Consider the following 11,335-nt stretch of genomic DNA (forward strand, 5'->3'; position numbering starts at 1 on the left):
GTAGCGCGAGCGCTCCTCGTCGGAGACACAAGACGTGAGCATTGCCACGCTCACAAGCAGAGCCAGTTTAGCGGGATTCATATTTCGCGTTTTCCCTGTAAACGTTGCGCGTCGGTTTCGCTTCTCGCAAGGTCCACCGTTTGTTTGTCGACTAGATCAGGCATCGCATAGTCGCCTAAATCGCCAGTGGTGAAATAGGAGTCGTAGCCGTAGGTCCAGTCGGCTTTATGCCGAAGCTTGATCCAGAATTCCCGGTCGTCATACGCGTCACAAAAACCAATAGGAAGGTCAAAGGCCACAACCCGCTTCATAAACTCGACATTGCCCGGTACGCTGCTATGGTCGGTCGGTTCGGGTGCGTATTGATAGATGCGCTCCTGCAACTCGTCTTGTGTTTCAAGGGCGCGCGTCCGAAGATTGTTCTCGTATACATCTTCGCGTTCCTTCCACTTCTCGGGTTGATAGATCGACGCCATGTATCGGAAGGTATCGTCTACGGGTTTGCCATCTTCTGGATCAATGCCACCCCATTCGAGTCCGGCTCGCCGAGGCTTATCAAACAACTTCATTTCATCCTCCGCCCTCAGTGGTTCCGGCACCTTCTCAGCGTTGATCGTGACCGTCTGGTTTGCGTTCGGCTCCGCCCAAATCTTGGTCACGCCAAAAAGGCCGCCTAGTGCGCCCCGGTTGCCGTCCCAGAAGTCGTTCGGCTTGACGCCCGGCGGCGGGTTCGGAATCGGCGGCAACGTCCCGAACTTCTGCACGCCCGGTTCATCGCCGCACGGCGTGCCGCGCGCGAGCATGCGCTGCTTGACGGTATCGCCGAGTTCGGCCAGCAGCTTGTCGTCGAGACCTTGCCAGCCGATGCTTTGCAGCGGCGTCGCGCCCATCACGCGGTCATGCGGGCTGAAGTACACATACAGGCGGCCGTGGTTGTCGCGCTCAGGCAGCCCCCAATGCATCTTCAAGTCCGGCCGCCAGAAGTTCATGTCCTGCGTCGCACCGCATTGCAATTGCTGCATCAGCGATTCGGTGAAGACGCGTTTGTCCTGCTTGATGCGGTTCGCGATGTTGCGGAAGGTGTTGACACGCGCCTGCGCGGTCGGACGCTCGCCGCCACATGACAAGGCGTCGGTCATCTTGTCGTCCATCGCGTAGGGCGAGTTCATCACGAACAGCGCATCGGGCGCGCGCTTCTTGCAGAGCGTCGTCGCCGCCATCGCGATCATCGTTCCCTGACTGTGCGACATCAGCGTGATCGTATCGAGTGGATACTTTGTGCGGATCTCGTCGACCAGATCGGCCAGTCGTTGCGCGGCGTGTGCGTAGTAGGTACGTGGCGGGGCGTCCTGCAACTGTCGGTCGACTTCGGTGTTCAGGTTCTGTAGGTCGAAGCCGAAGACGTTGCGCTTGAATCCGGTGTGGCTCCAACACTGTTGGAGGTTGTTCGTGCCGTTTTGGAACGGACCGCCGCCCCAATACCAGGGGCCGGACTCTCCGGTGGATTCGGGCGCCCAACAGTCTACGGCGTGGTTGTTTCGGAGCGGGATTCGCCATTTCTTTTCGGTGCCTTTCTTTGCGCTGTATCCCCAATAGAAGCGGATGACGGGCGAGTTTCCAACCTTGGTGATTCGGCGAGGTGCCGGCTTCTGTGTCTTGTCATCAATGTTCGAGTACCTGTTCTCTTCCAAATCCGTGCGGTTCAGTCGCTTGTTGAGGCCTTCACAAAGCGCCTTCTCAGCCTTCTCATACCACTCTCCCTCCGAATTCACCCCGTGCACAAAGATGATGACCCCCGGCAAATGCGGAGGGACATGACACTCCGCATGAACCTTGTAGCTGTCCGGCGTCTGATACGACTCCCAATACGAACGCCCCAGATGATCGCGCTGCATCGGCACGACGTTCGTTGCCACATTGAGCTTGTAGCGTTGTGGCGTGCTGTCATCTGACTGTGCAACGTTCGGACTATCTGTCTGGCTTGCGTTATCGGCCATTGTCACGCTCCCTTGATTTTCGACAGCAGCAGCTTCATGCCCTGTGCAACATCGCTCACCGACAATGACGTTTCCCCGTCTTGACTGGTCCTGCCTTCCACAACCTTGCCGTTCGCCAGTTCGATCCGATAGGGCCGGTCTGCAACGGGTCGGCCCGTGATGTCATCGCACAGCACAAATTTCTCGCTGTTTTTAACAGCGCTCTGCTCAAACTTCGGCAGCGGCAACTTGAGCGTGCCGGGGCCTTGCTTCTGTATCTCGATGATCTTCAAAACAAGACAGCCCGCACCGCCAATCTCGACGTTGTCACCCTGCACCTTGATATAGGCCGTGCCGCCGCCGCTGATGACCACGCCATTGGCCGCGTTCAGCGTGAGCGTGCCGCTCGCGCTCGTCAGTTGCATATCCTTTTGTGCAACCAGTTCCATCGCGTCGGACTGCGCCTGCACCAGCACCTTGCCGCGCGCCGCGAACAGCCTGGCGCCGGCGTGTGGGCGAACAGCGACAGCGTCTCGGATGCGGCAATGGTCGCGTTGCGCTGCGCATTGACGTTGAATCCCGCGCTGGTTGCAATGTTCACGTCCTTACCCGCAGCAACCGACACCCGATCAGGTGTCGCGAGCGCGATACCCTTCGGTGAAGAAAGCAGCATCACCGCTTCTTTCAATTCGTTCAGACTGTTCTTGAGCCATTCGTTTTCGGCTTTCAGATCGGCAATTTCAGCCTTCGCGACGCTCGCCGCCTGCGCAAGCCCCTGTGCCTGCGCGAGCGCAACCTGTAGCTGGCCGAACGCCGCTTTCATGTCCAGATGCGGCCCGTTCGCGAACGGTTGCGCATCGGCTGACAGGAACAAGCCTTGTCCCGCGCGCACGCTGCCTTTCATGTCGGTGCGCAACTCGAAGCCGTCGCCGCGCTTCTTGCGCCCGCGGTCCACGCTGTGGCCGAGCGTCAATTGCGACTTGCCGCGTTCGGTCGCCACCTTGATGTGCTGCTCGTTGTCCCAATCCTCCATCTGCAAGGTGTTGTTGGACTGGGTGCGAAGCACGTTGCGACTCAGCCAGCGCTCATCGCTGACAACCGGGTCCGTTGCTCGCACGTTGTGCATCACGTGCGCGATGAACGGAAAATCAGGATTCCCGTCGTGGAAGCCGATCAGGACTTCGGTTCCATCGATCAGCGGAAAATGAAAGCCAGTCTGATTCGACCCGGCAAACGGTTTCGCGAGTCGCAGTCGACAACTATTGCCACCGGCCGGCCGCGTATCCCGGTCCAGATGCAGGTCCACGATGTACTCGCCGGCCGCATCGACGTAGGCGAATTTGTACCGGCTCGGTGACGTAATGCGTCCGCTGATCGTGCCGTGCACCTTCGGCCAACTCTCCTCATTGAGCGGCAGGCGATAGAAACGGTCCGAGGGAATCGCGGTAAAGGTGTGGCGGTACGCATCGCTGCGCGAACCGCTGCTTTCCACGCGCGTGACCAGTACGCCGTGCTCGGCTTCGGACAGCACTTTGTCGGCGAGCTTCAGCACGTTCGACGGCATTAGATCAACCACATTGCCCGCACCGCGATAGACCACCTGTTCAGCCAACGCCGCTTCGCGCCTGAGTTGGGCTTCCCACCGTGCATCGGCGTCGGTCAGGTGTTGCGCGGCCCAGGTGTACGCTTGCCCGTAAGTGGTGTCATCGCCCCGGATGATGTTCTCGGCGTCGATCGCCAGCGGTGCGGCCCGGTAGTTGTAGGCGCGCACCAACTGTCGTTCGGGAATCGCGCGGGTATGCGTTTCGATCGACTGAATCGATTCCGTACCGGTGTTGGTCAATCCGGCATGCGCGTGGAACGGCACAGTCAGGCCGGGCTTGCGCCGATAGTGCGTCAGATCGTCGCCGAAGCGCACCACCTCGCAATGCTCGCCTTCTTCCTGCACGAACCAGATGCCGGAGCGCCGGCACAGACGCGTGATGAATGCAAGGTCGCTCTCGTGCCACTGCATGACGAATTCACGCGGCTCGTACTGGCGATACAGCCTGAAGTCGAAACGCGCCTGAATCGCATCGAAACCATGCTCGCGCAAAATCTGCGCGATGATTTGCGGAAAACTCTGGTTCAGGAAGAACCGGCATGTCGGGGTATTGCGCAGGAGCGCGAGGCGCGATTCGAGCACGACCTCATAGGTCGTCTGGTCGCGGTTGCTGGCAAGCTGGTTGAACGCAGTGATGACGCCCTGAATTTTGCGGCCCGCGCCGATCGGGGCCGGCAAGCCGGGCGGAGTCGGCGGCTGAATCGTGAAGCTGGCGGGCCGGTTCAGATAGTCGCTGCGCGGCAGGTCGGCCAGCGGATGTGTGAGCGTGATTGCAAAGCGTCGCGCCTCCCCAATCGCTTCGATGCCGGTAAAGCGCACGACGCTGATGTCCTTCGCGCTCGCTGCGCGTGGCACGTCGAGGATATAGACTTCGTGTAACGAAGGAAAAGCAGATTGATGCGCGGCATGGCGAAGCGCGCCGGAATGCTCGGTAGTCGAACCCACGAACGATCTTCTCCCGTTTTTTGATTGCTTTTGTTGCGCAGGGAGCTTATTGATCGGTCGTCGCCTTGATCTACACGAATAATCCTAACTTTCGGTGACTTCCTTCGCGGTGGTCGTGCCACGCTGATTCTGTGCGCGTATCTTCATCGTTTGACTGTTTGGGCTGCGCCATCAAATCGCGGACAGCCGTCTGCTGCCGCAAGGTCGGCGCGCGGACCAGACGCCCAAAAAATTAAACGCCGCTCCCCTCCCGGGAAGCGGCGTTTCCATTCAGGTTTCCCGCGCTTCGTTCAGCGCGCCGCGGCGCGCAGGAACCGCGCGCGCATCGGCTTGAGCATGAAGATGGCAAGCACGGCGGTCAGGATGTCGAGCGTGATCGCGGTGCCGAACACCGGCACCCAGCTGCCCGCCTTCTGGTGCATCAGCGCGGCGAGCGGCCCGCCGAAAATCGAGCCGATACCCTGCGAGATATAGAGCCAGCCATAGTTCTCGGTGGCGTGGCGCGTGCCGAACGTATCGGTGAGCGTCGACGGAAAGAGCGAGAAGATCTCGCCCCAGCCGAAGAACACCACGCCCGACAGCAGCACGAACAGCACGGCGTTTTCGCGGGTGAGCAGCCACAGCGCCATCGCGATGCCTTCGAGCGCGAACGCGAAGCACATCGTGTTCTCGCGGCCGACGCGATCCGATACCCAGCCGAATAGCGGCCGCGTGAGGCCGTTCGTGAAGCGGTCGATGGTCAGCGCGAGCGGCAGCGCCGCCATGCCGAACACGAACACTTTCGTGATGCCGAAATCCGCCGCGAACGTCGCCATCTGCGAGGTGACCATCAAGCCGGACGTCGACATCATCGTCATCATCGCGAACATGAGCCAGAAAAGCGGCGTCCTGAGAATCTGCGAAGGGCGCAGGTTCGGCACGCTCGAAGCGTTCGGCGCCGCGCCGCCGACAGGCGCAGCGGCGGCATGCGCCGGCGGCGTGCGCAAACCCTGCGACGCGAGAAAGCCGACCACCGCGAACACGGCGCCGTAGATGAGCAGCGTGCCGTCCACGCCGCGCGACTGCAGCGACGCCGAGATCGGGAACGTCGTGACGATCGCGCCCATGCCGTAGCCCGCCGCGACGGCGCCCGCCGCGAAGCCGCGACGGTCCGGGAACCAGCGCACCATCAGCCCGACCACGCCCACATACACGATGCCCGTGCCCAGCCCGCCGACGACGCCATACGTCAGATAGAGCATCGACGTGCTCGCCGCCTGCGACGCGAGCACCCAGCTCAGGCCCGACATCACCGTGCCGATGGAAATCAGCGTGCGCGGGCCGAACCGGTCGATCAGCTTGCCCTGGAACGGCGAGAAAAACGTCTGCAGGATGATCAGGAGCGAGAAGGTCACCTGCAGCTCGGGCAGCGGCACGCCGAGCTTGGCGGACAGCGGCTTGGTCATGAGCGTCCACACATACTGCGGACTGGATATCGCCATCATGCAGACGAGGCCGAGGCCGAGCTGCAGCCAGCGGTTGTGCGTCGCGGCGGTCGACGCGCCGTCGACGGCGGTTTCATTCAGGGTCTGCAAGCGTGTGGTCATCTATGTTCTCCATTCGAAGCGGAGGATGGTTGTTTTAAAAGGACGAGTGCTGCCCTCCGGCCGGTGCGGATGCATCGGCCGGATGTCGGTTTCGTCAATGCGCGAGCGGCTCGCGCGGTGCTGCGGGTCGGTCCTGCAATACGCCGCGAGCCGCTACCAGCCCGCCGCAGCCCCGTCGCTGCGCGGGTCGTAGCCGGCCTCGAACAGGCCGCCCGGATGCCTGACGATCGCGCCCGCGTGGCCCATCGCTTCGTCGTAGGGCGCGAGCACCTCGACGTCATGGCCGAGCTTGCGCAGCGCGTCGACGGTCGCGGCCGGAAAGCGCGCCTCGAGCTTCAGCGAATCGGTCGTCTGGCCCCAGGTGCGGCCGAGGAGCCAGCGCGGCGCGTCGATGGCCGCCTGCGGGTTCCAGCCGAACGTCGCGATGCGCGAGAACACCGCGCTCTGCGATTGCGGCTGGCCGTCGCCGCCCATGTTTCCGTAGACCATCGTGCGGCCGTCCGCCAGCCGCGCGAGCGCCGGATTGAGCGTATGGAACGGACGGCGGCCCGGCATCAGCGGGTTGCGCGCCGCCGGGTCCAGCGAGAAGCTGCAACCGCGGTTCTGCCAGTTGATGCCCGAATCCGGCAGCACGATCCCGCTGCCGAACTCGTGATAGATGCTCTGGATGAAGCTCACGGCCACCCCTTCGCCGTCGATCGCGCCCATCCATACCGTGTCGCCGGGACCGCGTCCGCTGCCCCACGGCGCCGCCGCCGACATCGACACGCGGCGGGCCATGTCGTCGAGCGCGGCGGGATCGAGCTGCGCGAGCGGGTCGATCCGCATGTGATCGGGGTCGGTGACATGTTCGTCGCGCACCTTGAACGCGAGCTTGGTCGCCTCCACGCACGCATGCACGAATTCGGGGCCGAGCGGGTCCATCCCGCCGTCGAGCACGCGATCGAGCACGCCGAGAATCAGCAGCGACACGAGCCCCTGCGTCGGCGGCGGCATGTTGTAGAGCATGCCGAGCGAGTGCTTCATGGCGAGCGGCGTGCGCTCGCGCGCATGGTGGCGCTCCAGGTCGGCGAGCGTGAGCGGCGTGTCGAGCGCGCAGAGATCGTTCGCGATGCTGCGGGCAAGGTCGCCGCGGTAGAAGTCGTCGAAGCCGGCGTCGACGAGCTGCTGCAGCGTCGCGGCAAGGCGCGGGGCGACGAAGCGCTCGCCCGTCGAGGTCGCCCCTTCGAGGTACGTTTGCGCGAAGCCCGCCACGCCTTCCAGCTCACCGCGCTTGCTGGCGATGCACGCCGCCTGGCTGCGCGTGACCGGGAAGCCGTGCTTCGCATAGTGGATCGCATCTTCCAGCAGGCGCGATGCCGGCATGCGCCCGCCAAGCGTTTCGCTCGACAGGCGCCGCGCAAATTCCCAGCCGGACACCGTGCCCGCGACGGTGTTCGCCGCGAGCGGCCCGCGCGCCGGAATGCTGGAGAAACCGCGCGCGCGGTAGGTGTCGATGCTCGCGTGCAGCGCGGCGGCGCCGCACGCCTCGATGCCGACCGGTTCGTGGCCGGGGCGCGAGATCAGCCAGAAGCCGTCCCCGCCGATGCTGTTCATATGCGGATAGACGACCGCGATCGTCGCGGCCGCGGCGATCATCGCTTCGACCGCGTTGCCGCCTTCGCGCAGCACGGCCAGCGCGCTTTGCGCCGCGAGCGCATGCGGTGCGACGGCCATGCCGCGCGAGCCGCGTGTCGGGTTCAGTGTGTTCGCGGTCATGCCCGGCCGCTCGCTTCTGCTGCTGACTGCACCATCGTTCGGGTCCTTGTATACATGGACGTCGACAATGCGAGAAGCGTGCCAGGTGTCGGTGAAAACCCGTAGAGGCCGCGAGGGACAAGGCTTGGCGCGGGCCTGTCCGGCGCGCGAAGGCCCCTGCGCGATGCCGCTAGATGGTGCGGCGCTGCCCGGCTCGCGCGAATGGGGCGCTTGCCGGCCCCATCGCGGTGCGGGCGCTCTGCAAACGATGCAGCGTGAGCCCGCACACTTCGGCGCGGCTGCCTTCGATATGGCTCGCGAGCAGCGCGACGCTCCTGTCGGCGTCGCGTGCGCGAATCGCGTCGAGAATCGCGGCGTGCTCGTCGTAGGTCTCGCCGATGCAGTCGCCATAGACGAGGTCGAGCCGCCGCACCACGCGGATGCGGTCGGTCACGCGCTGCATCGCGCTCGCGAGTTCGTCGTTGTTCGCGGCGGTGACGAGCGTGTGATGAAAGGATTCGTCGAGCGCGACGAGCGCGCGGCCGTCGGCGATGCGCTTCTTGCGCCCGACCTTCCACACGGCATCGAGCGCGTCGAGCATGGGCTCCAGATCTCCCGGCGCTACGGCGTCGCTGCACAGCTTGCGCACGGCGAAGGTTTCGATCAGCTGACGCATTTCATAGAGATCGTCGAAACGCTTGATGTCGATGGGCACGACTTCCCAGCCGCCGCGCACGTAGCCGCGCATCAGGCCGTCGCCTTGCAGGCGCTGCAGCGCCTCGCGCGCCGGCGTGCGCGACACGGCGAAGCGTTCCGCGATGCTGCCTTCGGTCAGGCGGTCGCCGGGCAGAAGACGCATGTCGAAAATGTCGTCTCTCAGGCACAGGTAGACGTGGTCCGCCCGCGACGCGGCGCGGGCAGGCGGAGGTTCGGCGGCTAACAGGAGATGGATGTCGGACATGGCCGCCCAAGCTTATCAACAAACGACGCCCGAAAAGAATTTCGGCGGCGCTCTAGCGCACACGCGCGCTGGGCGGCTGCCGCGACGACCACGCGTGCGACACGGCGCGCCCTTTCGCGAGGTCGTCGACCACGAGAATCAGCTGGTTCTCGTGGTCGCTGTACATCGTTTCGATGTTGACGCCGGCATCGGCCATGCGCCGCGCGATCTTGCCGAGCTGGCCGGGCTCGTCCTGATTCAGCCGCTGGACGAGCACCTCGCGCACCGCGAGCACGCTGATGCCCGCGGCATCGAGGGCGCGCTTCGCCGCGTCGCCGTCGGCGAAAAGGAAATGCGCCACCCCGCGCCCGCCGGCCACCCACACTCCGCCCCCTTCGACGCTCACGCCCGCGCGGCCCAATGCCTCGCCCATCTCCGCGAGCGCGCCGGGACGGTCGGCAAGCTCGATGGTCAGATCTTTCATCTTGATGCTCCTCTGTTGAACATGAAAGGATTGTCGGCTGCTCCGACGCGCGGATGCTTCACTGTCTGATGAACTATCGACGACGCGCCGACGCCGCCCCCGTATGATGCGTGCTTCGCATCGGACTTAAGACAGCATTAAGAAACCCGCGTTAGGCTTAAACTTGACCTACCGTGATCCCCTCCTTCTGGCCGCTTCGTGCGGCCTTCTTTTTGGCACGACCCGATGAAAACACTGTGGCGCCTTTGCGTAGTGACCGTTTGCCTGGCAGGCGGCGTCGCGATTGCCGTGCTGATCCTCTCGCTGTGCGCAAGAGTCGTGGCGCACGTCTGAGCCGTACGCCGGACGCCGGACGCGATTCCGCGCGATACCTGACGGGATTGCCAGATTGCCGTCAGGTCCGCGCCGAGACGCTCCCGCTACGCTGTTCTGTCACGAACGAAGCGCATGATCGGGCATGAAACGTGCGCGCCACTCGCCGGGCCTCGCACTGCCGTCGGGCGCTGAAAGATCTGACGCGAGTGCCTATACTGGCTACGTGGTCGATCGGCCACTGCCTTGTTCACCGTCGGTGTCAGCGACATGCCTGCGCATGACAGACGCACGAACGGCAGCACCATGACCGGCTCCTCCACCGCCTGGCTGTTCGCAGGAAATGCTCGACGCAGCACCCGTCCCCAAGCACCTAGAACCAGCAACCCGCCACGCAACGCGCGCAAAGCGCGCGCGACGCATCGGCGAGGAAAGGAAACCCCCATGAATACCGAACAGGTCACAGCAAACCCCGTCGCCGACACGGCGGCGCCCGTCGCCAGGGATCGGACGGATGTCACGATTCCGGTCGACCTCACGATCAACGGCAGGAACTACACGCTCTCGCTCGACCCGCGCACCACGCTGCTCGACGCGCTGCGCGAGCACCTGCATCTCACCGGTACGAAAAAGGGCTGCGACCACGGGCAGTGCGGCGCATGCACCGTCCATGTGAACGGGCGCCGCGTGAATGCCTGCCTGTGTCTCGCGGCCGCGCACGAAGGCGATGCGATCACGACCATCGAAGGCATCGGCAGCCCGGAGGCCCCGCATCCGATGCAGTCATCGTTCGTCGAATGCGACGGCTATCAGTGCGGCTACTGTACGTCAGGCCAGGTGATGTCGGCGGTCGCGCTGCTCGGCGAGCCGGTCGGTCCGACCGATGCCGACGTGCGCGAGGCGATGAGCGGTAATCTGTGCCGCTGCGGCGCCTACCAGAACATCGTCACGGCGATCCAGACCGTGCGCGGCAAGGCGTAAGGAGCGATCCCCATGGAACTGTTCCAGCTCTCCCGCGCACGCGACGTGCGCGATGCGATCCAGGCCGGCGCCGCGGCGCAAACCGCGCAGCAAGGCGCGGAAGTGCGCTTTCTCGCCGGCGGCACGACGCTGCTCGACCTGATGAAGCTGAACGTCGAACGCCCGGGCCGCGTGGTCGATATCAGCCGCCTGCCGTTGAACAGCGTCGAAGCGTCGCCGGATGGCGGCGTGAAGATCGGCGCGACCGTGCGCAACGCGGATCTCGCGCAGCATCCGCTGATCCGCGAACGCTATGCGGTGCTGTCGCAGGCGCTGCTCGCGGGCGCTTCCGCGCAACTGCGCAACATGGCGACGACGGGCGGCAACCTGCTGCAACGCACCCGCTGCGTCTATTTCCGCGACACCGCGATGCCCTGCAACAAGCGCGAGCCCGGTTCGGGATGCGCCGCGATCGGCGGCTTCAACCGCACGCAGGCGATCCTCGGCGTGAGCGACGCGTGCATCGCGAGCAACCCGTCGGACATGAACGTCGCGCTGATGGCGCTCGAAGCGACCGTCCACATTTTTGGCGTGCGCGGCGAGCGCCAGGTGCCGATCGACGATTTCTACCTGCTGCCCGGCACCACGCCGCAGCGCGAAACCGTGCTCGAACCCGGCGACCTCGTCACGCACGTCACGCTGCCGCCGCCCGCGCCCGGCAGCCGCTCCGTCTACCTCAAGCTGCGCGACCGCGCGTCATACGAATTCGCGCTGGCGTCGGCGGCGGTGATC

At 64.3% G+C, this 11,335-nt stretch carries 7 protein-coding genes and 1 pseudogene; 2 read left to right on the top strand and 6 right to left on the bottom strand.

All coding sequences use genetic code 11. The features are described 5' to 3' along the window. Window positions 1-77: 77 nt before the first annotated feature. The 6 genes and pseudogenes from BG61_RS36530 to BG61_RS36555 form a co-directional block, all read right to left on the bottom strand. Complete coding sequence (locus BG61_RS36530) at window positions 78-1,997, bottom strand: T6SS effector phospholipase Tle3 domain-containing protein (RefSeq protein ID WP_035935699.1); 1,920 nt, start codon at window positions 1,995-1,997, stop codon at window positions 78-80. A 2-nt stretch (window positions 1,998-1,999) separates the two neighbouring features. After that, window positions 2,000-4,524, bottom strand: a pseudogene (locus tag BG61_RS36535) (type VI secretion system Vgr family protein). A 290-nt stretch (window positions 4,525-4,814) separates the two neighbouring features. Then, window positions 4,815-6,110, bottom strand: coding sequence for an oxalate/formate MFS antiporter (oxlT, locus tag BG61_RS36540; RefSeq protein WP_035935701.1), 1,296 nt, complete (start codon window positions 6,108-6,110; stop codon window positions 4,815-4,817). A gap of 153 nt (window positions 6,111-6,263) precedes the next feature. Further along, window positions 6,264-7,868: a gamma-glutamyltransferase family protein gene (locus tag BG61_RS36545; RefSeq protein WP_035935704.1), complete on the bottom strand. Its 1,605-nt coding sequence runs from the start codon at window positions 7,866-7,868 to the stop codon at window positions 6,264-6,266. 169 nt (window positions 7,869-8,037) lie between these two features. After that, window positions 8,038-8,808 (bottom strand): GntR family transcriptional regulator, encoded by a 771-nt coding sequence (locus BG61_RS36550; protein WP_035935707.1) that lies wholly within the window; start codon window positions 8,806-8,808, stop codon window positions 8,038-8,040. A 52-nt stretch (window positions 8,809-8,860) separates the two neighbouring features. Then, window positions 8,861-9,271, bottom strand: a complete 411-nt coding sequence (locus BG61_RS36555) for an ACT domain-containing protein (RefSeq protein ID WP_035935708.1) — start codon at window positions 9,269-9,271, stop codon at window positions 8,861-8,863. 756 nt (window positions 9,272-10,027) lie between these two features. On the opposite strand from BG61_RS36555, the gene BG61_RS36560 reads away from it, so the two are divergent. After that, the gene (locus tag BG61_RS36560; protein ID WP_035935711.1) at window positions 10,028-10,564 is read left to right on the top strand and encodes a (2Fe-2S)-binding protein; all 537 of its coding nucleotides are present in this window, start codon (window positions 10,028-10,030) and stop codon (window positions 10,562-10,564) included. A gap of 12 nt (window positions 10,565-10,576) precedes the next feature. Further along, on the top strand, window positions 10,577-11,335 hold a 759-nt coding region (locus tag BG61_RS36565), incomplete at its 3' end, for an FAD binding domain-containing protein (RefSeq protein WP_035942993.1).

The sequence above is a fragment of the Caballeronia glathei genome, assembly GCF_000698595.1.
Taxonomy (GTDB): Bacteria; Pseudomonadota; Gammaproteobacteria; order Burkholderiales; family Burkholderiaceae; genus Caballeronia; species Caballeronia glathei.